General features: G+C 73.1%; 24 protein-coding genes. 15 read left to right on the top strand and 9 right to left on the bottom strand.

All coding sequences use genetic code 11. The features are described 5' to 3' along the window. Window positions 1–20 precede the first annotated feature (20 nt). The 7 genes from ACWGJ2_RS25630 to ACWGJ2_RS25660 all read left to right on the top strand — a co-directional run bounded on the left by ACWGJ2_RS25630 (window position 21) and on the right by ACWGJ2_RS25660 (window position 9,630). Complete coding sequence (locus ACWGJ2_RS25630) at window positions 21–1,598, top strand: amino acid permease (RefSeq protein ID WP_453348571.1); 1,578 nt, start codon at window positions 21–23, stop codon at window positions 1,596–1,598. Continuing rightward, complete coding sequence (locus ACWGJ2_RS25635; protein ID WP_453348572.1) at window positions 1,595–3,040, top strand: FGGY family carbohydrate kinase; 1,446 nt, start codon at window positions 1,595–1,597, stop codon at window positions 3,038–3,040. The genes ACWGJ2_RS25630 and ACWGJ2_RS25635 overlap by 4 nt, the downstream gene beginning before the upstream one ends. After that, window positions 3,037–4,590 (top strand): FAD-dependent oxidoreductase, encoded by a 1,554-nt coding sequence (locus ACWGJ2_RS25640; RefSeq protein ID WP_453348573.1) that lies wholly within the window; start codon window positions 3,037–3,039, stop codon window positions 4,588–4,590. The genes ACWGJ2_RS25635 and ACWGJ2_RS25640 overlap by 4 nt, the downstream gene beginning before the upstream one ends. Next, on the top strand, window positions 4,587–5,942 hold the full coding sequence (locus ACWGJ2_RS25645) for an NAD(P)/FAD-dependent oxidoreductase (protein ID WP_453348574.1): 1,356 nt from the start codon (window positions 4,587–4,589) through the stop codon (window positions 5,940–5,942). The genes ACWGJ2_RS25640 and ACWGJ2_RS25645 overlap by 4 nt, the downstream gene beginning before the upstream one ends. Before the next feature lie 358 nt (window positions 5,943–6,300). Further along, window positions 6,301–7,350 (top strand): hypothetical protein, encoded by a 1,050-nt coding sequence (locus tag ACWGJ2_RS25650; protein ID WP_453348575.1) that lies wholly within the window; start codon window positions 6,301–6,303, stop codon window positions 7,348–7,350. Between the two features lie 100 nt (window positions 7,351–7,450). After that, complete coding sequence (locus ACWGJ2_RS25655; RefSeq protein WP_453348576.1) at window positions 7,451–8,971, top strand: amino acid permease; 1,521 nt, start codon at window positions 7,451–7,453, stop codon at window positions 8,969–8,971. 149 nt (window positions 8,972–9,120) lie between these two features. Next, window positions 9,121–9,630: a hypothetical protein gene (locus tag ACWGJ2_RS25660; RefSeq protein WP_453348577.1), complete on the top strand. Its 510-nt coding sequence runs from the start codon at window positions 9,121–9,123 to the stop codon at window positions 9,628–9,630. Window positions 9,631–9,694: 64 nt separating this feature from the next. Here ACWGJ2_RS25660 and ACWGJ2_RS25665 read toward each other — a convergent pair whose 3' ends face one another. From ACWGJ2_RS25665 to ACWGJ2_RS25690, 6 genes are all read right to left on the bottom strand, one after another. After that, window positions 9,695–10,435 carry an HAD family hydrolase gene (locus ACWGJ2_RS25665; protein ID WP_453348578.1) on the bottom strand — a complete coding sequence of 247 codons (741 nt, stop codon included), beginning with the start codon at window positions 10,433–10,435 and terminating at the stop codon, window positions 9,695–9,697. Then, window positions 10,432–11,184: a phosphatase PAP2 family protein gene (locus ACWGJ2_RS25670; protein WP_453348579.1), complete on the bottom strand. Its 753-nt coding sequence runs from the start codon at window positions 11,182–11,184 to the stop codon at window positions 10,432–10,434. The genes ACWGJ2_RS25665 and ACWGJ2_RS25670 overlap by 4 nt, the downstream gene beginning before the upstream one ends. Window positions 11,185–11,250: 66 nt before the next feature. Then, window positions 11,251–12,189, bottom strand: a complete 939-nt coding sequence (locus ACWGJ2_RS25675; RefSeq protein ID WP_453348580.1) for a M56 family metallopeptidase — start codon at window positions 12,187–12,189, stop codon at window positions 11,251–11,253. A gap of 87 nt (window positions 12,190–12,276) precedes the next feature. Beyond that, the gene (locus tag ACWGJ2_RS25680) at window positions 12,277–12,909 is read right to left on the bottom strand and encodes a DUF5134 domain-containing protein (protein WP_453348581.1); all 633 of its coding nucleotides are present in this window, start codon (window positions 12,907–12,909) and stop codon (window positions 12,277–12,279) included. 129 nt (window positions 12,910–13,038) lie between these two features. Next, window positions 13,039–13,275 (bottom strand): hypothetical protein, encoded by a 237-nt coding sequence (locus tag ACWGJ2_RS25685; protein WP_453348582.1) that lies wholly within the window; start codon window positions 13,273–13,275, stop codon window positions 13,039–13,041. 91 nt (window positions 13,276–13,366) lie between these two features. After that, entirely contained in the window at window positions 13,367–13,759 is a 393-nt protein-coding gene (locus ACWGJ2_RS25690) for a VOC family protein (RefSeq protein ID WP_453348583.1), read from the bottom strand. A 258-nt stretch (window positions 13,760–14,017) separates the two neighbouring features. Between ACWGJ2_RS25690 and ACWGJ2_RS25695 the strand changes: the two genes are divergently transcribed. Next, complete coding sequence (locus tag ACWGJ2_RS25695; RefSeq protein ID WP_453348633.1) at window positions 14,018–14,659, top strand: TetR/AcrR family transcriptional regulator; 642 nt, start codon at window positions 14,018–14,020, stop codon at window positions 14,657–14,659. A gap of 29 nt (window positions 14,660–14,688) precedes the next feature. Next, window positions 14,689–15,297: a GNAT family N-acetyltransferase gene (locus tag ACWGJ2_RS25700; protein ID WP_453348584.1), complete on the top strand. Its 609-nt coding sequence runs from the start codon at window positions 14,689–14,691 to the stop codon at window positions 15,295–15,297. Window positions 15,298–15,326: 29 nt separating this feature from the next. Here ACWGJ2_RS25700 and ACWGJ2_RS25705 read toward each other — a convergent pair whose 3' ends face one another. The 3 genes from ACWGJ2_RS25705 to ACWGJ2_RS25715 all read right to left on the bottom strand — a co-directional run bounded on the left by ACWGJ2_RS25705 (window position 15,327) and on the right by ACWGJ2_RS25715 (window position 17,140). Continuing rightward, a complete protein-coding gene (locus ACWGJ2_RS25705; RefSeq protein WP_453348585.1) occupies window positions 15,327–16,025 on the bottom strand; it encodes a glycerophosphodiester phosphodiesterase in 699 nt (232 codons plus the stop codon). Between the two features lie 167 nt (window positions 16,026–16,192). Beyond that, window positions 16,193–16,324 (bottom strand): hypothetical protein, encoded by a 132-nt coding sequence (locus ACWGJ2_RS25710; RefSeq protein WP_453348586.1) that lies wholly within the window; start codon window positions 16,322–16,324, stop codon window positions 16,193–16,195. Between the two features lie 96 nt (window positions 16,325–16,420). Beyond that, on the bottom strand, window positions 16,421–17,140 hold the full coding sequence (locus ACWGJ2_RS25715; protein WP_453348587.1) for a PadR family transcriptional regulator: 720 nt from the start codon (window positions 17,138–17,140) through the stop codon (window positions 16,421–16,423). Window positions 17,141–17,295: 155 nt separating this feature from the next. Between ACWGJ2_RS25715 and ACWGJ2_RS25720 the strand changes: the two genes are divergently transcribed. The 6 genes from ACWGJ2_RS25720 to asnB all read left to right on the top strand — a co-directional run bounded on the left by ACWGJ2_RS25720 (window position 17,296) and on the right by asnB (window position 25,209). Beyond that, window positions 17,296–18,480: an LLM class flavin-dependent oxidoreductase gene (locus tag ACWGJ2_RS25720; RefSeq protein ID WP_453348634.1), complete on the top strand. Its 1,185-nt coding sequence runs from the start codon at window positions 17,296–17,298 to the stop codon at window positions 18,478–18,480. Between the two features lie 80 nt (window positions 18,481–18,560). After that, window positions 18,561–19,553 (top strand): alpha/beta hydrolase, encoded by a 993-nt coding sequence (locus ACWGJ2_RS25725; RefSeq protein ID WP_453348635.1) that lies wholly within the window; start codon window positions 18,561–18,563, stop codon window positions 19,551–19,553. A gap of 90 nt (window positions 19,554–19,643) precedes the next feature. Then, window positions 19,644–21,071 carry a DUF6421 family protein gene (locus tag ACWGJ2_RS25730; RefSeq protein WP_453348588.1) on the top strand — a complete coding sequence of 476 codons (1,428 nt, stop codon included), beginning with the start codon at window positions 19,644–19,646 and terminating at the stop codon, window positions 21,069–21,071. Window positions 21,072–21,129: 58 nt separating this feature from the next. Next, a complete protein-coding gene (locus ACWGJ2_RS25735) occupies window positions 21,130–21,918 on the top strand; it encodes an SDR family NAD(P)-dependent oxidoreductase (protein ID WP_453348589.1) in 789 nt (262 codons plus the stop codon). Further along, window positions 21,915–22,991 (top strand): threonine aldolase family protein, encoded by a 1,077-nt coding sequence (locus ACWGJ2_RS25740; RefSeq protein WP_453348636.1) that lies wholly within the window; start codon window positions 21,915–21,917, stop codon window positions 22,989–22,991. Before ACWGJ2_RS25735 ends, ACWGJ2_RS25740 begins: the two co-directional genes overlap by 4 nt. A 376-nt stretch (window positions 22,992–23,367) precedes the next feature. Further along, complete coding sequence (gene asnB, locus ACWGJ2_RS25745) at window positions 23,368–25,209, top strand: asparagine synthase (glutamine-hydrolyzing) (protein WP_453348590.1); 1,842 nt, start codon at window positions 23,368–23,370, stop codon at window positions 25,207–25,209. Window positions 25,210–25,221 lie beyond the last annotated feature (12 nt).

Consider the following 25,221-nt stretch of genomic DNA (forward strand, 5'->3'; position numbering starts at 1 on the left):
ACGTCCGGTAAGGAGCCCCGATGGAGCAGCAGCCCCGTCAGGCCGGAACCCCGCCCGAGCCGCCCGCCGCACCCCAGGCCGCCGCACCTCGGACCGAGCCGTCCGACGCGGCCTCCGCTTCCGCCGTCGAGCCGCCGCCCGACCCCGGCTCCGCCGAGGCGGAGGCGAGCATCCGGCACGCGGGCTACCAGCGGCAGTTCGCGCGCACCCTCAGCCGCTTCGAGTCCTTCGCCGTCGCCTTCTCCTTCATCTCCATCACCACGGGGCTCTTCACCACCTACGGCACCGTCCTCGGCTACGGCGGCCCCGCGGGCATCTGGACCTGGCCCGTCGTGACCGTCGGCACCGCGCTGGTCGCGCTCGTCTACGGCATGCTCGCCAGCCGCATCCCGCTCTCCGGGTACAGCTACCAGTGGGCCAGCCGCCTCGCCTCGCCCGTGCTCGGCTGGTGGTTCGGCTGGGTCTCCTTCGCGTTCCTCGCCATCGTGGTCGTCGCGGTGGACTACGGGCTGACGCAGGTCGCCCTCTTCCCGCTGCTGGGCATCGAGTACACGGCGACGGCGGGCGCCGTCGGCACCATCGTCGTGCTGCTGCTCCAGATGACGCTGATCATGTGGTCCACGCCCCTCGCCACCCGCGTCAACAACATGGCCGTCGGCGCCGAGGTCATCGCCATGATCGGGCTGACGCTGCTGATCGCGGGCGCCGTCGTCTTCACGGGGGAGGGCGACTGGGGCAACCTCGGCTCCTACGGGGCCGCGCCCGCCTCCGGCTACTTCTCCTTCCTCGGCCCGTTCATGCTCTCCGCGCTGCTGGGCGCCTTCACCCTCGTGGGCTGGGAGTCCGCCGCCAACCTCGCCGAGGAGACCCACAACCCCAAGCAGGTCGTGCCCCGCGCCATGGTGCGGGCCATCCTGCTCAGCGGCGCCATCGGCATGCTCTTCCTCATCGTGATCACCGTCGGCGCCGGTGACCGGGTCGCCGCGCTCACCGACAGCTCGGCCCCCGTCGCCGACATCATCGAGAGCACGCTCGGACACGTCGCGGCCTCCGCGATGCTGGTCGTCGTCTGCGTCGCGATCTTCGCCTGCGGGCTGGTCATCATGGTCAGCAACAGCCGCCTGGTGCACGCCATGGCTCGCGACGGACGGCTGCCCTTCTCCGGCGTGCTCAGCAGGGTGCCCCGCCCCACCGGAGGGCCCACCTGGGCCACCGCCACCGTCGCCGCCTCGTCGGTCGCCATCGTCGCCGCCTTCGGCACCAACCCCGACGCGCTGCCCCAACTCCTCAGCGCGGGCACGCTGATGCCCGCCATCCTCTACGCCGGGACCGTCGCCCTCTTCATCGCCACCCGCCGCAAGTACACCCCGCGCGAGGACGACTTCCGGCTCGGAAAGTGGGAGAAGCCCGTCGTCGCAGGGGCCGTGCTGTGGCTCGTCGTCGAACTGTGCGTCTTCACCATCCCCGGCGACTTCCGCGAGGCGCAGCTCTACGCCTTCGCCACGCTCGTCCTGGGCGCCGTCGTCTTCGCCGTCGTCTGGTTCACCCGCCGCGAGCAACTGACCAGCGAACCCGGCGTGGAGGCGGACGCGCTGTGACCGTCGTCCTCGCCATCGACCAGGGCACCTCCGCGACCAAGGCGCTGGTGGTGGGCCCCGACGACGAGATCCTCGCCGTCGCCGAGGCGCCGGTCACCCCGGAGTACCTGCCAGGCGGGGGAGTCGAGCAGGACCCGGAGGCGCTGTGGGAGTCCGTGCTCGACGCGGGCCGCGCGGCCCTGGAGCGCGCGGGCCGCCCCACCCTGGGCGCCGTGGCGCTGGCCAACCAGGGCGAGACCGTCCTGGCCTGGGACCGGCGCACCGGACGGCCGCTCTCGCCCGCCGTCGTCTGGCAGGACCGGCGCGCCGAGGACGTCTGCCGGGCCAGAGAGGCGGACCGCGAGTGGGTCGCACGGCGTACGGGGCTCGTCCTCGACCCGTACTTCTCCGCGCCCAAGATGACCTGGCTGCGCGAGAACGTCACCCGCGAAGGCGTGGTCACCACCACCGACACCTGGCTGCTGCACCGGCTCACCGGCGCCTACGTCACCGACGTGTCCACCGCCAGCCGCTCCCTGCTGCTCGGTCTCGACACGGCCGACTGGGACCCCGGGCTGGCCGGCCTGTTCGCCCTCGACCCCGCCGAACTGCCCCGGCTCGCCGACTGCGACGAGACGGTCGGCACCACGACGGCCTTCGGCCCGCCCGTGCCCGTCGCCGGGCTCGCCGTCGACCAGCAGGCCGCGCTGCTCGCCGAGGGCTGCCTCACCCCGGGCACCGCCAAGTGCACCTACGGCACCGGCGCCTTCCTGCTGGCCAACACGGGCTCCCGGGCGCTGCGTTCCGCCTCCGGACTGACCTCGTCGGTCGCCTGGCGGGTGCGCGGGGAGACCGCGTACTGCGTCGACGGGCAGGTCTACACGGCCGCCTCTGCCGTCCGCTGGCTCCAGGACCTGGGCCTCGTCGGGGCGCCCTCGGAGCTGGACGAGGTGGCCGCTGACGAGGCCGCCGGGGTGCTGTGCGTTCCGGCGCTCGCCGGTCTCGCGGCGCCCTGGTGGCGCCCCGACGCCACCGCCGCGTTCACCGGGATGAGCCTGTCCACGCGGCGCGGCCACCTGGTGCTCGCGGTGCTCCAGGGGATCGCCGCGCAGGTGGCCGAGCTGGCCACGCTCGTCGAACGCGATCTGGGCGAGCCGCTGCGGCGGCTGCGCGTGGACGGCGGCCTGACGCGCAGCCGCACGCTGGTGCAGGCGCAGGCGGACCTCGCGCAGGTCCCCGTCGACGTCTACCCCTCGGCGCACGCCACCGCGCTGGGCGCCGTCGCCTTCGCGCGGCTCGCGACGGACCCGGGGCTGACGCTGGAGGAGGCCGTGCCCGCGTGGTCCCCTGGCAGCACTGTGGAACCGCGCTGGTCCGCTGAGCGCGCCGTGGAACACCTCGCCCGCTGGCGGCACGCCGTCACATCCGCCGCACTCGCCCCGGAGGAACCCGCAGCACCATGAACCCCCACAGCACGTCACGGTCCGGGGGAGCGCAGGACTCCCCGGACCCGCCCGGCCCCGCCGTCCACGATGTCGCCGTCATCGGCGCGGGCGTCGTCGGCTGCGCCATCGCGCGCGAACTGAGCGGTCACGACCTGAGCGTGGCGCTCCTCGACGCGCACGACGACGTCGGCAACGGCACCAGCAAGGCCAACACCGCCATCCTCCACACCGGCTTCGACGCCACCCCCGGCACCCTTGAATCCCGCCTGGTGCGGCGCGGCTACGCGCTGCTGTCCGACTACGCGCGCGCGACGGGCATCCCCGTCGAACGCACCGGGGCACTGCTCGTGGCCTGGACGCGGGAGGAGCTGGACGTGCTGCCCGCGCTCCGCGAGAAGGCGGAGAGGAACGGTTACCCGCACTGCCGGGAGGTCACCGCCGAGGAGGTGTACCGCCGTCTCCCCGCCCTCGGCGAGGGCGTGCTCGGCGGGCTCACCGTCCCCGACGAGTCGATCATCTGCCCCTGGACGACGACCCTCGCGTTCGCGACCGAGGCCCGGTCGCGCGGTGCCCGGGTGCTGCTGGGGCACCGGGTGACGGGCGTGGACGGGGACGACGGCGCGACGGACAGCGGGGCCGGGGTCACCGTGCTGCGGACCCCGCACGGCGAGGTCGCCGCACGCTGGGTCGTCAACGCGGCGGGGCTCGCCTCGGCCGAGCTGGACCGCCTCTTCGGGCACAGCCGCTTCCGGGTGACCCCGCGCAGAGGCGAACTCCTCGTCTACGACAAGTTCGCGCGCCCCCTCGCCGACAGCATCGTGCTGCCCGTGCCCTCCTCGCGGGGCAAGGGCGTGCTGATCAGCCCCACGATCTACGGCAACGTGATGCTCGGGCCCACCGCGCAGGACCTGGACGACCCGGAGGCCACCGGCACCTCGGAGGCCGGGTTCGACTTCCTGCTCGCCAAGGGCGCGCGGCTCATGCCCCGACTGCTGGAGGAGGAGGTCACGGCGAGCTACGCGGGTCTGCGTGCCGCCATCGACCACGGCGACTACCTCATCGAGGCCGACCCCGCGCGCCGCTACCTCGTCGCGGGCGGCATCCGCTCCACCGGACTCAGCGCCTCCATGGCCATCGCCGAGCACGTGCGCGAACTGCTCACCACGGCCGGGCTCCGGACCGAGCCCAGGACCGGGCTGCCCGCACCGCCCCGGATGCCGAACATCGGGGAGGCGGGCGTGCGCCCGTACCAGGACCAGGCCCGTATCGCGCGGGACAGCGCCTACGGGCGCGTCGTCTGCTTCTGCGAGCGGGTGACCGAGGGCGAGATCCGGGACGCCTGCGCCTCGCCGCTGCCGCCCGCCGGGACCGACGGGCTGCGCCGCCGCACCCGCGCCATGAACGGGCGCTGCCAGGGCTTCTACTGCGGCGCGAGAGTGGAGGCGCTGCTCGACGACGGACTCGCGGCGCGGCGCGAAGGACAGGGCGCGCCGTCACGGGAACGGGGCCATGGCGCCGCGCCCGCGCCCCAACCGGCGGCCACCGCACCCGGGGAGGCACCCGCATGACCACTCCGCACCGCCACCCCGGCGGCTCCCACGACTCCGTCGCTCCCCAAGCCCCCCGCACCGCTGACGGAACGGAGACGCTCGGCCACGACGTCGTCATCGTCGGCGCGGGCCCCGCAGGGCTCACCGCCGCAGCGCGGCTCGCCGAGCGGCTGGGCCCGGGGCGTGTCCTCGTGCTGGACAGGGAGCCCTCGCCCGGCGGCATCCCCCGGCACAGCGACCACCCCGGCTACGGCATGCGCGACCTCGGCCGCTTCCAGACGGGTCCGGCGTACGCGCGCGGGCTCGCCGAGCGCGCCCTGCGCGCGGGCGCCCGCATCCGTACGGAGGCCACCGTCACCGGCTGGAGCGACGTGCGCACCCTCGAGGTCACCACCCCCGAGGGGCGGCTGCGGGCCGAGGGGCGCGCGGTGATCCTCGCCACCGGGGCACGCGAACGCCCCAGGGCCGCGCGGCTCATCCCGGGCGACCGGCCCCAAGGCGTCTACACCACGGGCCAGTTGCAGAATCTCGTCCATCTCCACGGGCGGCGCCCCGGACACCGCGCCGTGGTCGTCGGCGCCGAGGCCGTCGGCTGGTCGGCCGTGCTCACCCTCCGTGCGGCGGGCTGCCGCACGGCCCTGATGACCACGCACCAGCCGACGCCCGAGTCCTACGGGGCCTTCACCTTCGCCGGGCGCGCCCTGCTCCGGGTGCCGGTGGCCACCCGCACGCGCGTCACCCGCGTCATCGGGCGCGGGCGGCTGAGCGCCGTGGAGATCGAGCACACCGGGAGCGGCGCGCGCCGCACCGTCGACTGCGACACCCTCGTCCTCACCGGCGACTGGATCCCCGACCACGAACTCGCCCGCGAGGCCGGGCTCGACCTCGACCCGGGGACGAAGGGACCGCTCGTCGACACCGCGCTGCGCACCTCCAGGCCCGGCGTGTTCGCGGCGGGGAATGTGCTGCACCCCGTCGACACGGCCGATGTCGCGGCCCTGGACGGCAGGCACGCCGCCGACCGCGTGACGGAGTGGCTCGCCGGTGCCGAGGGCGGCCCCTGGGACGGGGACGGTGACGCTTCATCGGGCAACACGGGCGTCCCCGTGCTCGCGGACGCGCCCTTCCGCTGGGTGGCGCCGGGGCTTCTGCGGCCCGGCGACCCGGCACCGCCGCGCGGGCATCTGCTGCTGTGGACGGGGGAGTCGGCGCGTTTCCCCCGTGTGGTGGCCCGCCAGGACGGGCGCGTACTCGCCCGGCACCGATCGCCGTGGCCCGCCGCGCCGGGGCGGGTCTTCCGGGTGCCGTGGCGGCTCCTCGCGGGCCACGACCCGGACGGCGGACCCGTACACGTCGGACTGGAGGGCTGACCGGAGGGCGGCCGGAGACGGCTGAAGGGCTGACCGGAGACGGATCTGAGGGGGATTCGAGGCGGTCGGAGCGGCGGCACGCGACGGCGGAAACGTCGCAGAAGCGAAAAGCGGCGTCATAGCACCCCGAGGAGAGCCGGGACGATCCAATAACATCAACTGTCCCTCTGGAACCAGGTGATCTCAGCGCGTTAGGTTTTCGTCAGACACCTGGAGCTTGCGCTTCCGCCCGCCCGGACTGACCACCGGACTGACCACCGGGCTGGAGCGGCCGGCTCTCGTGCCCCGCCTTCCGTTGAGGACCTGTTGTGAGAACGTACGCCGTACCACCGCCCCCGCCGCGTACCTCCGTCCGCACGTGCCCGCGGTACGTACGGCGGCGCTGATGGCACCCAGGGGGATACGGAACGGGCACGACAACTTCCGCCCCGTCTACAGCCCGTCCGGCTTCGACGCGGCCCTCCGCCAGGTGGTGGAAGAGGTCAGGGTGGGCCGCTGGATGGGCATGAAGGCGCTGCTGGAGAGCACGGGGAGCGACTGGGCCCTGCGCACCTCCCGCACCCAGGTGCTCGGTGTCTTCGCCGCCAGGTCCCAGGTGGTGCAGGCGTGGCTGGAGGAGGAGCCCCGCGATCCCAACTGCCAGGTGATGCGGGGCAGGGTCGCCGTCGAGCGGGCGCTGCGCGCACACCGCGAGCGCCACCCGAGCGCGCCCCAGTTGGAGGCTGAGGCGCGCGAGATCTGCCTCGGCGCCGCCGAGCTGCTGCCCACCGACCCTGTGCCATGGGTCTGCCTGCTCGCGCTGGCCCAGGCCGACGAGCGCCAAGTGCGCCCCGAACACCGCCAGTACGCGGCCGAGCCCATGCTGCCGCCAGGCCCGTGGGGGCTGCTCTACCGCGTCTACGAGCGCGACCGCTACAACCGCGAGGCACACCACCGCATGCTGCGCTTCCTCCACGCGTGCGCCGCCGGCGCCGACGGATCGCACGCGGCGGCCATCGACTTCATGCGCTGGGTCTCCTCCTGGGCGCCCGCCGGATCGCCGCTGCTGGTGCTGCCGCTGTACGCGTACGCCGAGCAGTTCCGCCGTCAGGTGGAGACGCAGAGCGCGGACCGCTGGCTGCGCCAGCGCTGGGCCCACGAGCCCATCATCCTGGACACCCGCAACGCGCTGCACGGCTGGTTCGCCCGCACGGACCCGGCCCAGCAGTCCGTCATGGACCTCAACTACCTCGCGCACGCGGCCTGGGCGGCCCACTGGCACCGCGACGCCGGGCGCGTCTTCACCGCGCTGGGCCCGTACTTCACCCAGCAGCCCTGGGGCTACGTGAGCGACGACCCGGACGACCCGGAGGCGGCGAGGGCGGAGTTCCTCAGAGCCCGCGCCCAGTCGCTCTCGGCCCCGGCCTGACCCCGGGCCCCCGCTCCCCTCGGCCCCCCGGGCCCGTCCCCCTCTCTCCCCGCACCCCTCATCCGAGTCACCGTTCACGCAACATCGCAGGAGGTCTGTGGTGCCCCCGAGCCACAAGTCCCGTCGGGCAGCGCCCATCGATGACGACGCCAAGCTGAGAGACCTCGGCTACCAGCCCGTCCTCATCCGGCGCATGGGCCCGTTCGGCAACTTCGCCATCAGCTTCTCCGTCATCTCGGTGCTCTCCGGCTGCATGACCCTCTACGGCTTCGGTCTCATCACGGGCGGCCCGGCGGTGATGATGTGGGGCTGGGTCGTCGTCGGCCTGATGGTCATGTTCGTCGGCGCGGGACTGGCCGAGGTGACCAGCGCCTACCCCACCTCCGGCGCCCTCTACTACATGGCCGACCAGCTCGGTGGCCGCCGCTGGGGCTGGTACACGGGGTGGCTCAACCTCCTCGGCCTGCTCGGTGCCATCGCGGGGATCGACTACGGTGCCGCGCTGTTCACCAGCGCGCTGCTCAACCTCCAGTGGGGCATCGATCCCACGCCGGGCACCGTCATGACGATCTACCTCTGCATCCTGCTGCTCCACGCCGCGCTGAACCTCTTCGGCGTCCGGCTGGTCAGCGTCCTCAACTCCATCAGCGTGTGGTGGCACATCGCCGGAGTCTCCGTGATCGTGGGCGTGCTGGCGCTGGTGCCCTCCCAACACCAGTCGCCGTCCTTCGTCTTCGGCGAGTTCGTCAACGACACGGGCTGGTCCAGCTCGCTCTACGTCGTCATGATCGGCCTGCTGCTCGCGCAGTACACCTTCTGCGGCTACGACGCCAGCGCGCACCTTTCGGAGGAGACGACGGGCGCCGAGGTGAGCGCCGCGCGCGGCATCGTCCGTGCCATCGGCTGGTCCTGGGTCGCGGGCTTCTTCCTGCTGGCGGGCCTCACCTTCGCCATCCAGGACTACGCGGGCACGCAGAACAGCGCGACGGGCGTGCCACCGGCCCAGATCTTCCTGGACAGCCTCGGTCTGACGGGCGCCAAGCTGCTGCTCCTCATCGTGATCGTGGCGCAGCTCTTCTGCGGCAACGCGGAGGTCGCCGCCGCCAGCCGCATGGTCTTCGCCTTCTCGCGCGACGGCGCCCTTCCCTTCTCCGCGCAGTGGCGCCGCGTCAGCCCCGTCACGGGCACGCCGGGGCGCGCGGTGTGGCTGTCGGTCGGGGTCGCCGCGGTGCTCACCCTGCCGTCGCTCTACAGCGACACCGCGTACGGCGCCGTCACGGCCATCAACGTCATCGGGATCACCCCCGCCTACGCCATCCCCATCTACCTCAGGCTCAGGAACCGCGACCGCTTCCGCCCGGGGAAGTGGAACCTCGGCCGCTGGGGCGTGCCCGTCGGCTGGATCGCGGTGGCGTGGGTGCTGTTCGTGACGGTGCTGTTCTGCCTCCCGCAGACCAACCCGGTGAACGCGAACTCCTTCAACTACGCGCCCGTCGCCCTCGCGGTGGTGCTGCTCCTGGCCACGGTCTGGTGGAAGGTGGCGGGCCGCAGTGCGTACTCGACGCCGACGCGGGGGAGCGGGGACCGCGAACTGGACCTGGTGGGCGAGGACATCGTCTGACGGGTTCCGCGTCGACGCGTACGCAACCGGAACGGTACGGGAGGGCCGCGACGGCTGTTCGCGCACCCCGCTCTGCGGTACGTTCCCTCCCTCGCGGTCGCCGTCGGGCGGCGGCGCGGACGTGACACGAGCACGAGGGGGAGAACGCGATGTCGCTGGCGGTGGTCTCGCTGATATGGGACGAGAGCATGTCGGGTCCCGGGGCGCAGAAGATCTCGTACGACGAGGACGGCTACTACCTCGTCAGGTTCCCCTACGACGACGAGTCCTACGACCCGTGGAAGATGCACGACCCGGCCAAGGGCGGCGGTGACCCCGCCGTCTTCCCCGACCCGCGCTCCGGGCTGATCCACCCCAGCCACGAAGGCTGGGGCACGCTCTCGGCCATGGTCCAGTGGGCGAAGGACTCCACGCCGCACGAGTACCGGGCGCGCTTCGTGCGCGACCCGCTCGGCAGCTACGACTCGACGGCCACGACGGACACGGCCGAGACGGGCGGCGGCCAGTACAAGGCGTACATGTGGCAGATGTTCGTGCACCCCGACGTCCCGCTCGGCCTGAAGATCTCGGCACGCGGCAGCGGTGACGCGAAGATCAAGACGCCGATCACCCACGCCCAGTTCAAACTGGCCATCCACACGGACGTGGCCACGCCCTGAGCGAGGCCGGGCCAGGCTCCGGGTCCGGGCCCGGGGGCGTCCCGGACCCGGCGCCCGGCGCGGGTCACGTCAGGTCCGCGTCCAGGTCCAGGTCCAGGGCCGCCGTCATGCCGAGTACGGGGCGCAGTCCGTCGGGCCGCTCCGCCACCGGAAGATGACGCACCAGATGCACCGCGCAGCCGATGCGCGCCGCGCCCCCGTCGGCACGCGCGTCGTCCCCGACCATCAGCACCCGCGCCGGGTCGAGCCCCAGCTCCTCGCACCCGGCGCGGAAGAGCCGCGCGTCGGGCTTCTGGACGCCGTGCTCGTACGACAGCACGTAGGCGCTGACGTACCGGTCGAGCCCGTGGTGCCGGAACACGGGCCGCAGGTCCCAGCCGATGTTGCTGACGACGGCCACCGGCACCCCGCGCTCCGCCAGCGTGCGCAGCACCTCGGCCGTGTCGGGGTAGGGCTGCCACGCCTCGGGGGACATGTGCCGCTCGTAGAGCGCGTCGTGGAGCCGTGGGCCGGGCAGCGGTACCTGGCGCGCGAGCCCGGTGTAGGCGGCGCGGTGGAGTTCCCCGGTGCGGTCGCGCTCGTCCCACAGGGGCCGCAGCTCGGGCGGCACGGCGCGCGGTGCGGGGCCGCCGGGCAGCGCGCCCGCCGCCGTCAGCGCCTGCGCGTGCGCGGCGAACTCCTCGGGTGTCGTACGGACACCGTGCGCGTCCAGGACGGCGCGCAGCCACCGTTCGACGGGCTCGACGCGCAGCAGCGTCCCGGAGAAGTCGAACAGCACTCCGCTCGCGAGGGTTCCGTCCGTCATGCGGCAGCGCCCCCGTCCCGGTCCGGTCGGTGCGCGTGCGCGTCGGCGAGCCCGGGCGCGCGGGCCCCGAGCGCGTGCCAGCCCGCGACCGAGGCCAGCGCCAGGCCGATGCCCAGAAGGGAGCCGACGAGGACGTCGGTGAGCCAGTGCACGCCCAGCATGACCCGGGTGAAGGAGACTCCCGCCATCGAGACGCAGGCCAGCAGGAGCGCGAGGCGCCACAGCCCCGGACGCACGGCGGCGCGGTGCAGAAGCCACAGGAGCAGCACGCACACGAGCGCCGCGGAGAGCGCGTGGCCCGAGGGCATGGCCGCGTAGTGCGCCGTGTCGACGGGTTGCTGCCACTCGGGACGCTCCCGGCCGATGAGCGCCTTGAGCAGCTGCTGGATACCGGCGGCGACGGCGGCCGTCCCCGCGACCCACACGGCCAGCGTCCGGTGCGAGCGCCACCACAGCCGGAGCACGGCGACCGCCAGCAGCAGCCGCATGGTCCACGGGTCCCACACCCAGTCCGTGAGGATCCGGTTGGCGCGCGTCCAGCCGGGGTGCGCGAGCGCCGACTCGTGCAGCTCGCCCGCGACCCGTCTGTCGGCCTCCAGCAGGGGGGCCCAGCCCGTCGTCACGAGGGCGATGAGCAGCGCCGAGAGCGCGCCGAAGGGCAGCGTGGCCCACAGGTACCGGGCGACGGGCGGCCGTCCGGAAGGCGTCGGGCGCGTGGAGAGACCGTGGGGGAGACCGTGACCGTGCATGGCCCGATCTTCACGCATGCGCGGGTCCGGGGGCCATCCCGGCGCGGAGACGAACCGTCCTGGGGGCTACCCCAGCGCGGAGAGGCCGGGCACGAATGCGACGAGCAGCGGGACGACGGGGACGAGCGAGGCCACCGCCGTCATCCGCAGACGGCTCGCGACGGGCAGCCGGGGCGCGGGCGTCAGCAGCCGGTGCACCCGGTCGGGAACCTGGGCCAGGGGAGTGGGGCAGGGCCCGAACACCCCTCGGTCCTCGTTGAGTTCCACCAGCGCGAGGGCGATCGTCAGCCGCCCGTAGCGGCGCGAGGCCGCGTCGTCGGCCGCCAACTCCACGAGCCGGTGCACCTGATCGCGGAAACCGGCGAAGACCGGCACCCGGGGGAAGCCGACGGCGAGGGCCGAAGAGCAGTGCAGCAGCCAGTCGTGACGGGCCCTCGCGTGCCCCTGCTCGTGCTCCAGGATCGCGTCCAACTGGCGCCCCTTGAGCCGTCGCAGGGCCGCCGTCGTGATGACCAGTTGGGGCGCCGTGCCTGGCAGCCACCACGCGTCCGGCTTCTCGCCCTCCAGCACCACCAGCGGATCGCCGGACGAGGGCTCCTCGCCGGGCAGCCTGGGTGAGCGCTCGCGCAGCTCGGCGCGGCGCTGACGGCGCCGTACGCGCGCGTCCCGCACCTCGCGCAGCAGCATCGCGCCCGTCCACGCGCCGCCGCAGGCGAGCAGCACGGCAAGCGATCCGGCCCACGGCCCGTAGGCGCCCAGCCCGTACGCCTCGACCACACCGCGCGGCGCGGGCGCGAACACATGACCCCGGACGGCCTGCCACGCGGCGGCGGCGGACAGGGACATGGCGAGTACGCAGCACAGGAGTACGCCCGCGACGACGCACTGCCAGGCCCACAGCGCCAGCACCGGTTCACGGTCCGGCCAGGAGGAGCGGGCGAGCACGCGGGGTGCGACGGCTGCGGCCAGCCCGGCCAGGACGAGCAGCGCCAGGGGGACCATCATGGGCGACACACTATGAGCCCCTGGCTACGCGGCGGTACGTCTCGCCGCGCAGAAGTGACGTACGCCTCACATGTGGCACGTCAGAGGTCAGAGGGTCAGCAGCATGGCGAACATTCCGGTGCCCATGGCCAGCCTGCACGCCAGCGCGAGCCCCGGCAGATCCCGTACGGCCGTCTCCCGTACAGAGCGGTCCCGCGCGGTGTGCCCCGTCGCAGAGGTGCCGAGCGCGAGGCCGTCGGCCGTCACCCCCGGGGACATCAGCCGCGCACCCGCCCGCAGGACGTACACACCGAAGTACGCGAGCAGCGCCCCCGTCAGCAACGGCAGGCCCGCGCTCGCCGCCATGCCGCCGTGGTGCCCGGTGGAGCCGTGCGGGGCCTGTGTCATCGTCATCGCGAGCGCCATGTAGACCATGGCCAGGCAGCCGACGGTGTGGTGGAGATGGTGCGCCGCGCCGTGCCGGGCGCCCCGCGCGTCCAGGGCGAGCACCAGCTCCCACGCCGTCGCCGCGCCGAAGAGGACCACGAAGACCACAGGGGGCAGCGGCACGGCGGCGGCGCCGGGCAGCGCCATCGCCGCCATCCCGAACCCCATCAGGGCCTCGCTCCCCGCGGCGCCGCGCCGGGCCGGGGGCGCGCCTCTCGTCCGCAGCAGGCAGGAGACGCCCGTCGCCGCGCAGAGCGCCACCAGCAGCCAGCCGACCGTCACAGGCCCGTGCATCGCGAACCTCCCCGCCTCGTCCGCCTCGCCTTGGCGGGAGGGTGCCCGGCAACCTCCGTCATACGGGAGCGCACGGGCGCAACGGGGGAGCACCGCCCCGCGAGGCCGCCCCGGGAGACCGCCGCCGGATCAGCGGGCGGAGCCGCCGTCCCGGCAGTGCGGGCAGAGGCCGGCCAGCTCCGTCCGCCGCTCCGGGGGCAGGCCCAGCGAGCCGGCCCACGCGAGGATCCCCTCGTCCGCCCGGCGCGCGGCCTCCTCGTCGTACGAGAGGGGGAACGGGCACAGCACGGGCGGGACCGGCAGCTCCACGCGGGTGTTCCCGGCGGCGGGTACGGGCGTCTCCTCCGAGACGGAGCGAGGGCACATCCCACCAGTACGCCCCGGTCCGGGCGGCCGAGGGAACCCCCAATGGGCGGCGGACGGCGTGAAGGTGGTGAACGGCTGGTCCGCGCCGGGCTCAGATCCCGGGCCGGTACCGGATCGGGTGCTCCCTCGGGACCTCGACCACGCAGATCCGCACCCCGTCCGGGTCCGCGATCCACATCTCGACGAGCCCCCAGGGCTCCTGCACCGGCTCTCTGACGATCTCGACCCCGGCCGCCCTCAGCTCCTCGTGCGCGGCCTCGGCGTCCGGGACCTGGAGCCACAGCTGAAGCCCGGGGGAAGGGGGTTCCTCGGAGCGGCCCGCGACCTCCAGGAAGCCGCCGCCCAGGAAGTAGACGGTTCCGCGTTCGGGGCCCGTGCCGAACTCCCGGTAGACGGAGAGTCCCAGGGCCTGTCCGTAGAAGGCCCTGGACCGCTCGGGGTCCGTGGGCCGCAGCAGTACGCGGCTGCTCAGTACGTGCACCATGCCCGGACCCTAACCGCCGGGCCCGTGCACGCGTCGAACCCCCGGCGGGGCCACGCCGTGGCACGACGCGGGGACCACGCGTGGGACAGGAGAGGGGTGACCGCAGGCGTCCACAGGATTGGATTCGCCGGTACAGCAGGGCGCCCTGCCCAGTAGTCTGCCCGGGTGAGCGGAGCGAGGACGACGGCGGTACGGGCACGTGACGGCAGGGACGGCAGGGACGGCCGGGAGGGTCGGGAGGGCCGTGACGGCAGGGACGTGTCACGCGGGCGCATCGACAAACGGCGGGCGATCCTGGACGCCGCGTTCACGGTGTTCGCGCGCGAGGGGTACCACCAGGCGTGCGTCAAGGAGATCGCGGCCGAGGCGGGCGTGGCCAAGCCCACCGTCTACAACCACCTCGGCGACAAGGAGGGCCTCTTCCGCGAGGCCATGGCAGCGGCGGCGGACAGGGCGCTGGCCGAGAGCCTGTCCGCGATCGAGGCGCTGACCGGCGAGGGCGATGTGCGCGCCACACTGGAGGACGTGGGGCACCGGCTGCTCCGCTGCCAGGGCGGGGAGCGGGCGTGGGCGCTGCGGCGCCTGCTGTACGCGGAGATCCACAGGTTCCCCGAACTCTTCGACACGGTGCACGGGCGCGGCGCGAACCGTCTCGGCGAGGCGCTGGCCAACCGGCTGGCCCGGCTCTCCCTCGGGGGCGGGCTGCGTGCGGCCGACCCGGACGTGGCGGCCGGCCAGTTCCTCGCGCTGCTCACCGGGCCCATGGAGACGCGCTCGCGGCTGGGCACGCGGCCCGTGGCCGACGCGGAGCTGCGCGCGGGGGCCCGCGCGGCGGTCGACACCTTCCTGCGCGCCTTCGGACCGGCGCCCGAGGCCGGGCAGTCCGCCGGTGACCAGTGACCCGTGGGACGGGGTTAGGCTCGTGAGCCATGGAGAACGTCAAGGAGAGCCCCGAGACCCCTGAGCGCACCGGGACGCCTGGTGGCGGCCCCGGGACGGCCGACGCGGCCGGGGTGACCTCCAGGGCGGCCGTCGAGTCCGACATCCCCGCGCTGGTCGAGCTGGTGGAGTCCGCCTACCGGGGCGATTCCAGCCGCGTGGGCTGGACCACGGAGGCGGACATCCTGGGGGGCCAGCGCACCGACCCCGAGGGCGTCGCGGCCGTGGTCAAGGACCCGGACAGCAGGCTGCTGGTCTTCGAGCGCGCGGGCGAGGACGGGATCGCCGCCTGCTGCCAGCTCGAACACCGTGGCACGCACGCGTACTTCGGCATGTTCGCCGTGCGCCCCACCCTCCAGGGCGCCGGGCTCGGCAAGATCGTGCTGGCCGAGGCGGAGCGCGCCGCGCGGGCCGAGTGGGGCGCCACGGAGATGCAGATGACGGTGATCCTCCAGCGCGAGGACCTGATTGCCTGGTACGTGCGCCGCGGCTACACCCGTACGGGAGAGCTGACGCCCTTCCCCTACGGCGACGAGCGCTTCGGCATCCCGCAGCGCGACGACCTCGCCTTCGAACTGCTCGTCAAGCGGCTCGGCTGACCGCGGCGACTGCGGTGTCGGGCCTGGACTCAGGCCCCCGCCGCGCCGTTCCCGCTTCCGGCCGCGCGGTGGATCGCGGGCATGTCCGTGACCACCCCGTCGAGGCGCAGCTCGCGGGCGCGGGCCAGTTCCTCCTCGGTGTTCACGGTCCAACTGATGACCTTGATCCCGGCCGCGTGGCAGCGTTCGACGGTCTCCGCCTCCAGCCTGCGCAGCTCGCAGGAGACCATGCCGGCGCCCAGCGCCTCGGCGCGCTCGGGGGCCGTGGGCGTGGACTTGCCGGTGACCAGCACGAGGGGGATGTCGGGGAGCTGCTCGCGGGTCTCGCGCAGGGCGGCGTCGTGGAAGGAGATCACGGTGATCCGCTCGTGCAGCCCCCGCTCCTTGATCACCTCGGCCAGCACCCGCGCCGCGGCCCGGTCCTTGATCTCGGCCTGGAGCGGCGCGCCCACCGCGTCCACGACCTCCTCGAAGACAGGGATCCGCTCGCCCTCGCCCGCGTCCAGCTCGCGCAGTTCGGCGAGCGTGAAGTCGCCGATGGGCCCGGAGCCGTCGGTGGTGCGGGAGACGTCGGCGTCGTGCATCACCACCAGCGCTCCGTCCTTGCTGAGGTGGAGGTCCAGCTCGATGACGTCGAGCCCTTCGCGCTCGGCGCGGACGAAGGACCGGAGGGTGTTCTCGGGCTCGACGCCCATGACACCTCGGTGGCCGACGGTGAGCAGTGACACGACGCGCTCTCGCTTTCGTACGGTGACGGCGTAGCGCGCACGGAACGGCACGGACGGTAGGCGGTACGTCCCGGTACGCGCCGCCAGACTAGGGGGTGTCTTCAAGGTAGCGTCGTCCGGCCGTCAGACCAGGCGTCGCGGCCCGGACGGGACCTTGAAGACACCCCCTAGCGGCCCGCGACGGCCGTCTGCCCGGGCCCTGGCGCCCGGACGGACGGCGCGGCGTCGGGCCGGGTGTCCGCGGCCCCCAGCGCGAAACCGGTGATGAGCGCGGCGAGGACGACGGCGCGAATGCTCACGTGAACTCCCTTACGGGGTAGGCCGGGAGCGCGGGCTGTCCCGGCTCGCCGTTCCGGCTCCGTCCTAGCGGTCCGCGCACCCGAGGTCCCGCTACGTCACCCGTCCGTGGGCGCGGTGTCCGCGGGGGTGCCCGCGCCGGTATCCGCACGGTCGCCCTCCGTCGGCTCCCGCGCGCCCGTAGGGTGCGGCTCCGCCAGGTCCGCGAGCATCGCCTCGGCCAGCTCCAGCTCGGCCAGTTGGTGCCGCTCGCTCCAGCGCAGCGCGATCCGCGGATGCCGCCAGCCCTCGCCCGTCGCACCGGCGCCTCCGCCCGTCGCACCGGTGCCGTCGCCCGGCTCCCCGCCCGTTGCGTCGTGCGCGTCCGCGCGGGCCAGCGCGTCCCGTATCTCCTTCAGCTCGGCCCGTGTGCGCTCCATGTGTTCGCGTACGCGCGTGGCCAGGCGTTCGGGCTCCGCGAGGTGGCCCAGCCAGATCCGCAGCACCAGCGGGTGCTTGAGGACGGGCGGCCCCGGTTCGCTCGTGTCCGCCCAGCGCGCCAGCGCGGCGCGGCCCGCCGCCGTGATCGCGTAACGGCGTTTGGCGCGGGGCTCGTCGGGCTCTGAGCGGCGCGAGGAGGCGTAGCCGAGGCCCTCCAGGCGGCGCAGTTCGGCGTAGATCTGGCTGATCGCGGGCGACCAGTAGAAGAAGCGCAGCGAGGCGTCGGCCCACTTCTTCAGGTCGTAGCCGGTGCGTTCGCCGGGGAAGGAGAGCAGACCGAGCACGGCCCAGGCGGTCGGCGGGAGCTCGGCCTCGGAGCGTCGGCGCTGTCGTCGCATGCCTTGCCTTCTGTAGACCTGACGGTTAGTCATATGGCTAACCGAAACAGCCGGAGTCTTCAAGGGATCCGGCCGTTCCGCCGGCCGTCGCCCGACCGCCCCGCCGGCCGGGCACGCGGCGTTCCGGATTCCGGCAGGAGCAGGAGGTGGCATGGGTGAAGTTCTCCATGATCTTCGAGGCACAGCTCGCCGACCCGACCGTCGAGTGTGAGCACCAGCTCTTCAGGGACAGCGTCGAGCAGGCCGTCCTCGCCGAGCGGATGGGGTTCGACGGGATCTGGGCCGTCGAGCACCACTCCCTCAAGTGGTACGCGCACATGTCGGCCCCGGAGATCTTCCTGACGTGGGTGGCCGCGCGGACCAGCACCCTGCGCATCGGGCACGGGGTCGTCTGCATGCCGTTCCGCTTCAACCACCCGGCCCGCGTCGCCGAGCGCGCCGCCACTCTCGATCTGCTCTCCGGCGGACGTCTCGACCTCGGCGCGGGGCGCGGCGGCACGCTCCAGGAGACCTCCCTGTGCGGCGTCGACAGGGAGCGCACCGCCCAGGAGGTGGAGGAGGCGCTGCGGATCATCGGGGCCGCCTGGCAGCGGGACGAGCTGGAGCACCACGGCGAACTCCTCGACATCGACCCGCACCCCGTGCTGCCCCGCCCCGCGCAGGCCCCGCACCCGCCGCTCTTCCTCGCGTGCAGCCGCGAGGAGACGCTCGTACGCGCTGCCGAGCTCGGCGTCGGCGCGCTGGTGATGGGCTTCGCGGGGCCCGCGTCCGTCGCGCGCATGCGCCGTACCTACGACGTGGCGAGGGCGGAGCGCGGCAGCGCGCACTTCGTCTCGACCGAGGTCAACGACCACTTCTCGGTGCTGTGCCCGACCATCGTGCTCGACGACCCGGAGCGGGCGCGCAGCGTCGGGGTGCGTGGGCAGCGGTTCTTCGCGCAGTCCATCGGCCACTGGTACGGCGGCGGGGGAGTGCCCGACGAGGCCGTGGTGGAGGGCGCCGACGAGGCGGCCGGGATGCGCGCGGCCGAGGAGCTGATGGTGGCGAGGCTGCACGAGCAGGACATCCCCGTACGCCCCAGCTCCACCGCCACCTTCCAGGCCGACCACGCGTACGGAAGCGCCGAGGACGCGGTCGCGTACGTGGAACGGCTGCGCGAAGCGGGCGCGGACGAGATCATGTGCCTGATCCAGATGGGCACGGTGCCGCAAGAGGTGTGCATGGAGACCATCCGGCAATGGGGCGAGAAGGTCATCCCGCGCTTCCGCGACGACGGCCCCCGCACTTCCGCGCCCGCTCGCGGCACGCCGGACACCACCCACGAAGGAGCGCACCCGTGACCGACGACCCCGTGCACCCTCCGGCCTTCCCGGCCTCCCCGTCCACCCCGTCCTCCCCGGCCCCCGCACCGGCCGCCCCCCTGCCCGTCCCCGCCCCGCGCGCCCCCGCCCGGCTCGCGCCCGAGGCGCGCCCTCTCGTGGAGGCGCTGACGGCCGTCTTCCCCGACGTCGGCGGCGCGGTCACCGACGCCGTCGAGGCCCGCCGCGTGCTCGCGCAGGCGCCACGCCCGCCCTTCGAGCCCCCGCCCGTGCGCGAGGTCACCGACCGCACGGTCCCAGGCCCCGAGGGCGCGCCCGCGCTGCCCGTACGGATCTACCGCCCGTTCGCGGAGGGCCCCCGTCCCACCGTGGTCTTCTTCCACGGCGGCGGCTGGGTGCTGTGCGACCTGGACACCCACGACGGCACCGCGCGCTCCATCTGCCGGGAGGGCGGCGCCGTGGTCGTCTCCGTCGACTACCGGCTCGCCCCGGAGGTCCGCTTCCCCGCGCCCGTGGAGGACGCCTACGCCGCCGTGTGCTGGGCCGCCGGGCACGTCGGCGAGCTGGGCGGCGCCCCCGGAGCGCTGGTCGTCGCGGGCGACAGTGCGGGCGGCAACCTCGCGGCGGCCGCCGCCCTCGTCGCCCGCGACAGGGGCGGCCCGGCCCTCGCGCTCCAGGCGCTGATCTACCCGGCGACCGACACGGCCGTGGACACGGAGTCGCACCGCGCGAACGCGAAGGGTCACTACCTCACGAGCGAGGCGGTGCGCTGGTTCGGGGAGCAGTATTTCGGGCCCGACGGCGACCGCGACCACCCCTATGCCGCACCCCTGCGCGCCGATCTGACGGGCCTGCCGCCCGCGTACGTGATCACGGCGGGCTGCGATCCGCTGTGCGACGAGGGCGGCGCCTACGCGGCGAAGCTGCGGGAGGCGGGCACCGAGGCGAGCGAGGCGTACTTCCCGGGGATGTTCCACGGTTTCTTCGGCTTCGGGGAACTGCTCGCCGAAGCCCGTGAGGCCCAGCGGGGACTGGGAGAAGCCGTCGCCGGAACGGTCTCCGGCCGGAAGATTGACGGTGAAACCCCGGGGTGACGTGAACATTCTCCTGTGGTCTCCCCTTGAGTGAGAAGCCTCGCGTGGTTACGGTTCTTCCACGCGAGGTTCTCCTGTGGAGGGGTAGTCATGACGGAAATTCTTTCGCCCGAGGGTGCGAAGGGCGGACTTTCGTCCGTCAGCGGCTCTGGTGGCCACAGCCCCGCCGAGCCCGTGGTGGCCGGGCACCCCGCCTGGACCGCCCTGAAGACGGCCGTGGAGGCGATCCGCCCGGCCCAGTCCAAGGACGGCTCCATCGACTTCGAGGCCGAGGACGCGCCGTCGCGCGCCGCGATAGAGGCCGAGCTGGAGCGGGTCCGCACCGCCGTCGCCGAGCTGGCCCCGCTGCTGCCGCACGACGCCGCGTACCACGAGGCGCTGCTGGCCGATCTGCGCCGCTGGGCCGACGAGGGCTTCGGCGTCCCCGACTTCCTCGACTCGCTGCTCGCCTTCCAGCCCGCGCAGCGGCGCGAGGACGGCCTCACGCACCTGGTCGTCTTCCCGATGTACACGCAGAACGGCAACCCGGACCGCAACCTGGAAGCCGTCGTGCTGCGCATGGTGTGGCCGGACTGGCTCGCCGAGGTGGAGCGCACCCGCTACGACAACCCGATGTTCTGCGGCATCACCTTCGAGGACTTCACCTCCGGCTACGACACCAACTCCGCCGTCCTCTTCCCGGAGACGATCGCCGTGCGCGAGGCGCCCGAGCGCTTCTCCTGGGGCGGCATCTTCTGCGACCGCGAGGCCGCGCGCTTCCGCCGTGTCGTGGAGGCGGCCCGCGAGGTGACCAGCCTGGAGCTGCCCGAGGAGGCCCGCGGACTGCTGGCCGACCAGGAGCGCTGCCAGGAGACCTTCGTGCTGTGGGACCTGATCCACGACCGCACCCACAGCCACGGCGACCTGCCCTTCGACCCCTTCATGATCAAGCAGCGGCAGCCGTTCTGGATGTACGGGCTCGAAGAGCTGCGCTGCGATCTGACCGCCTTCCACGAGTCGGGGAAGCTGGCCGCCGACGGCTACCCCCAGGGCCGCGACGTGCAGTACGCCGTGCTCCTGGACCGGCTCTTCCGCTTCCCCGTGACGGGCGCGCGCACCCGCAACTACGACGGCCTGGGCGGCCAGCTCCTCTTCGCCTACCTCCACCAGCACGAGGCCCTGCGCTGGACGGACAACAAGCTCACCATCGACTGGGACCGCGCACGCGAGGTGACCGTCTCGCTGCGCGAGGAGATCGAGACGCTCTACCGCGCGGGCATCGACCGCCCCAAGCTGGTGCACTGGTTCAAGGCGTACGAACTGGTCTCCACGTACCTCTCCCCGCACCCCGGGTCCACCTGGGCCAAGGGTCCCGACGCGCTCGACCTCTCCCTCCCGCCCCGCAAGCTGGTGGACGAGGTGCTGCCGGACGAGTTTCCGCTGAGCATGTTCTACGAGGCACTCGCGAAGAAGCTCCGCGGCGTGATCGCATCGACCAAGGGCATCACGGCCGAGAGCCCCACCCTGGCCGCCGCGTGAGCGGAGCACACACGCGAGCGGAGCACAGGGGCGGGCGCAGCACGAGGAGGCGACGGGCATGACCGGCACGACGGACACCACGGAGCAGGGCTACCAGGGCAACGGGAACGGACGGCTCGAAGGAACGGTCGTCGCCGTCGCGGGAGCGGCGGGCCCCGCGGGGCAGGCGACGCTGCTGCGGCTGGCGGAGGAGGGCGCCAAGGTCGTCGCGGCCGACGCGGACGCCAAGCGCCTCGCGCAGGCAGTGGACGCGGCCCGGTTCGCGCACGGCGGCGCCACCGTCGTCGGCGACACCGTGGACCTGCTCGACCTGGCGGCGACCCGCGAGTGGGCGGACCGCACCGAGAAGGAGTTCGGCCGTATCGACGGGCTCGTCCACCTCGTGGGCGGCTGGCGCGGCTCGTCCACCTTCGCCGAGACGGACCTGTCCCACTGGGACACGCTGCACGACCTCCTCGTGCGCACCGTCCAGCACACGTCCCTCGCCTTCCAGGGCGCACTGGAGCGCAGCGGCAACGGCCGCTATCTGCTGACCAGCGCCGCGGGCGCGGGCAGGCCGACGTCGGGCAACGCGGCCTACGCCGCCGCCAAGGCGGCGGCCGAGGCATGGACGCTGGCGCTCGGTGACGCCTTCCGCAAGGCTGGGGGCGAGGCCGGACCGCCCGCCGCGGCTGCCATCCTGGTGGTCAAGGCACTGGTGAACGACCAGATGCGGGCCGACCGCCCGAACGCCAAGTTCGCGGGCTTCACGGACGTCAAGGAGCTGGCCGAGGCCATCGCCGGGACCTGGAGCAAGTCCGCCGAGGAAGTGAACGGAAACCGCCTGTGGCTGACGCCGAAGCCCTGAACCCGCCGTCCGGCACCGAAGCACGCCGCCGCCACGACCCCGCCGTCCGGGGCTTCGCGAGCGACAACTACGCGGGCGGCCACCCCGAGATCATGGCCGCGCTCGCCCTCGCCAACGGCGGCCACCAGACCGCCTACGGGGGCGACGCGTACACCGCGCACCTCCAGCAGGTCGTGCGCAGCCACTTCGGCCCGTACGCCGAGGCGTTCCCCGTCTTCAACGGCACCGGCGCCAACGTCGTCGCGCTCCAGGCGCTCACCGACCGCTGGGGCGCCGTGATCTGCGCCGAGTCCGCGCACATCAACGTGGACGAGTGCGGTGCGCCCGAGCGCGTCGGCGGCCTGAAGCTGCTGACGGTGCCGACGGAGGACGGCAAGCTCACCCCCGGGTTGATCGACCGCGAGGCGTACGGCTGGGACGACGAGCACCGCGCGATGCCGCAGGTCGTCTCCCTGGCCCAGAACACCGAGCTGGGCACCCTCTACACGGTGGAGGAGATCCGCGCCATCTGCGCCCACGCGCACGAGCGCGGCATGAAGGTCCACATGGACGGCGCGCGCATCGCCAACGCCGCCGCCGCGCTGGACGTGCCCATGCGCGCCTTCACCTACGCGGCGGGCGTGGACATCCTCTCCTTCGGCGGCACCAAGAACGGCATGCTCTTCGGCGAGGCCGTCGTCGTCCTGGACCCGGAAGCGGCGGGCCCGGCGATGCGGCACCTGCGCAAGCTGTCCATGCAGCTCGCCTCCAAGATGCGCTTCATATCGGTGCAGTTGGAGGCGCTGCTCGCCGGTGACCTGTGGCTGCGCAACGCGCGCCACTCCAACGCCATGGCGCAGCGCCTCGCCGAGGGCGTGAAGGCCGTCGACGGGGTGGAGATCCTGTACCCCGTCGAGGCCAACGCGGTCTTCGCGCGGCTCCCGCACGACGTGAGCGAGCGGCTGATGAAGCGCTACCGCTTCTACTTCTGGGACGAGGCGGCCGGGGACGTGCGCTGGATGTGCTCCTTCGACACGGCCGAGGAGGACGTCGACGGCTTCCTCGCGGCGCTGCGCGAGGAGATGGGCGGGTAAAAACGGCGCCAATCGCCAAAGCAAATTCCCCGTAAGGCGCGGGGAAAGCTCCGCACAAGATCGCAGGGCACAGGGGCGGGGCCCCCCCCCCCCGGTGGGCCCCGCGAGTGGGTGGGGGGGTCGACGAACGCCGTACCGGGCAGCAACACCGTGCCGGGGACCGCGTGGGCGGCCAGCCCCTGCTGTGTGTGCGTGGCTCGAATCAGATGCCCGAGGCAACTGGGGGGTTTCGTGGCGGACATCTCCGTGAAACATTGCAATTACATAGGTGCCCGATACAAATGACTCCAGGTGCAATACGTGTCACGACGCGTCGACAGGGGCGCTGCCCGTCACGTGCCGCAAGCATCCGGGGTCGGAATCGGAGGAGAGGAACATGTGCGGAATCGCCGGATGGGTCTCGTTCAACCGGAACCTGGCGTCCGAGCAGGAAGCCGTCGACGCCATGACCGAGACGATGGCCTGCCGCGGCCCCGACGACCGCGGTACCTGGATCGAGGGCCCCGCCGCCCTCGGCCACCGCAGGCTGGCCATTATCGACCTGCCCGGTGGACGTCAGCCCATGAGCTACGAGACGCCCGACGGGCCCGTCGCGATGGTGTACTCGGGGGAGGCGTACAACTTCACCGAGCTGCGCAAGGAGCTGGCGACCAGGGGCCACCGCTTCACCACGGACTCCGACACGGAGGTGGTGCTGCACGGGTACCTGGAGTGGGGCGAGGCGATAGCCGAGCGGCTCAACGGCATGTACGCGTTCGCCATCTGGGACAGCCGTGAGCACAAGCTCGTGATGATCAGGGACCGGATGGGCATCAAGCCCTTCTACTACTACCCGACCGACGACGGCGTCCTCTTCGGCTCCGAGCCCAAGGCCATCCTCGCCAACCCCCTCGCCCGCCGCGAGGTCGGCCTCAGCGGGCTGCGCGAGCTGTTCGCGTTCGTCAAGACGCCCGGCAACGCCGTGTGGGAGGGCATGCGCGAGGTCGAGCCCGGCACCGTCGTGACCGTCGGCAAGGGCGGCATCCGTACGCACGTGTACTGGAAGCTGGAGACCGCGCCGCACCCCGACGGCCAGGAGGAGTCGGTCGCGCACGTGCGCACCCTCCTCGACGACATCGTGCGCCGCCAGCTCGTCGCCGACGTCCCCCGCTGCACCCTCCTCTCGGGCGGCCTGGACTCCTCGGCCATGACCGCGCTGGCGGCCCAGCAGCTCGGCGCGGTGGGCGAGACCGTGCGCAGCTTCGCCGTGGACTTCGTGGGCCAGACGGAGAATTTCGTCGCCGACGAGCTGCGCGCCACCCCCGACACCCCCTTCGTGCACGACGTGGCCCGCAGCTCGGGCACCGAGCACCAGGACATCGTCCTGAACTCCGGCGAACTGGCCGACCCCGAGGTGCGCGCCAAGATGATCCGCGCCCGGGACATGCCCGCGGGCTTCGGCGACATGGACGCCTCCCTCTACCTGCTCTTCAAGGCCATCAGGCAGCACTCGACGGTCGCGCTCTCGGGCGAGTCGGCGGACGAGGTCTTCGGCGGCTACAAGCAGTTCTTCGACCCGGCGGCCCAGCAGGCGGACACCTTCCCCTGGCTGGTGAAGGTCGCCGAACACTTCGGCAGCGACGACAGCATCCTCACCGAGACCACCACCAAGGCCCTCGACCTGCCCGGCTACATCCAGGACAGCTACGCCGAGGCCGTCTCGGGCGTCCAGCGGCTCGAAGGCGAGAGCGACTTCGAGTTCCGGATGCGCAAGATCTGCCACCTCCACCTGACCCGCTTCGTGCGCATCCTCCTCGACCGCAAGGACCGCGCGAGCATGGCGGTCGGCCTGGAGGTCCGGGTGCCGTTCTGCGACCACCGGCTCGTCGAGTACGTCTACAACGCGCCCTGGTCGCTGAAGTCGTTCGACGGCAGGGAGAAGAGCCTGCTGCGCGAGGCGACGGCGGACGTCCTGCCCCGCTCGGTCTACGACCGCGTCAAGAGCCCGTACCCCTCGACGCAGGACCCGCAGTACGCCGTGGCCCTCCAGAACAACGTCAAGGACATCCTGGCCAAGCCGTCGCACCCCGTCTTCGACCTCGTCAGCAGGGACCGGCTGGAGCAGGCGGCCAAGGTGGACACCCCGCAGATCACCCAGGCGTCCAGGCGAGGTCTGGAACGGGCCCTGGACCTGGCGCTCTGGATGGACATGTACGCACCCGCCATTACACTCTCTTGACCTGATCAAGGC

Source organism: Streptomyces sp. NPDC054796 (assembly GCF_053611545.1).

What these genes read in the sequence shown, in the direction of transcription:
- ACWGJ2_RS25660 (WP_453348577.1), top strand. Translation starts at nt 9,121, where the DNA reads ATGTCGCTGGCGGTGGTCTCGCTGATATGGGACGAGAGCATGTCGGGT.
- ACWGJ2_RS25630 (WP_453348571.1), top strand. Translation starts at nt 21, where the DNA reads ATGGAGCAGCAGCCCCGTCAGGCCGGAACCCCGCCCGAGCCGCCCGCC.
- ACWGJ2_RS25680 (WP_453348581.1), bottom strand. Translation starts at nt 12,909, where the DNA reads ATGCACGGGCCTGTGACGGTCGGCTGGCTGCTGGTGGCGCTCTGCGCG.
- ACWGJ2_RS25675 (WP_453348580.1), bottom strand. Translation starts at nt 12,189, where the DNA reads ATGATGGTCCCCCTGGCGCTGCTCGTCCTGGCCGGGCTGGCCGCAGCC.
- ACWGJ2_RS25645 (WP_453348574.1), top strand. Translation starts at nt 4,587, where the DNA reads ATGACCACTCCGCACCGCCACCCCGGCGGCTCCCACGACTCCGTCGCT.
- ACWGJ2_RS25670 (WP_453348579.1), bottom strand. Translation starts at nt 11,184, where the DNA reads ATGCACGGTCACGGTCTCCCCCACGGTCTCTCCACGCGCCCGACGCCT.
- ACWGJ2_RS25700 (WP_453348584.1), top strand. Translation starts at nt 14,689, where the DNA reads ATGGAGAACGTCAAGGAGAGCCCCGAGACCCCTGAGCGCACCGGGACG.
- ACWGJ2_RS25735 (WP_453348589.1), top strand. Translation starts at nt 21,130, where the DNA reads ATGACCGGCACGACGGACACCACGGAGCAGGGCTACCAGGGCAACGGG.
- ACWGJ2_RS25690 (WP_453348583.1), bottom strand. Translation starts at nt 13,759, where the DNA reads ATGGTGCACGTACTGAGCAGCCGCGTACTGCTGCGGCCCACGGACCCC.
- ACWGJ2_RS25730 (WP_453348588.1), top strand. Translation starts at nt 19,644, where the DNA reads ATGACGGAAATTCTTTCGCCCGAGGGTGCGAAGGGCGGACTTTCGTCC.
- ACWGJ2_RS25685 (WP_453348582.1), bottom strand. Translation starts at nt 13,275, where the DNA reads ATGTGCCCTCGCTCCGTCTCGGAGGAGACGCCCGTACCCGCCGCCGGG.
- ACWGJ2_RS25715 (WP_453348587.1), bottom strand. Translation starts at nt 17,140, where the DNA reads ATGCGACGACAGCGCCGACGCTCCGAGGCCGAGCTCCCGCCGACCGCC.
- asnB (WP_453348590.1), top strand. Translation starts at nt 23,368, where the DNA reads ATGTGCGGAATCGCCGGATGGGTCTCGTTCAACCGGAACCTGGCGTCC.
- ACWGJ2_RS25640 (WP_453348573.1), top strand. Translation starts at nt 3,037, where the DNA reads ATGAACCCCCACAGCACGTCACGGTCCGGGGGAGCGCAGGACTCCCCG.
- ACWGJ2_RS25665 (WP_453348578.1), bottom strand. Translation starts at nt 10,435, where the DNA reads ATGACGGACGGAACCCTCGCGAGCGGAGTGCTGTTCGACTTCTCCGGG.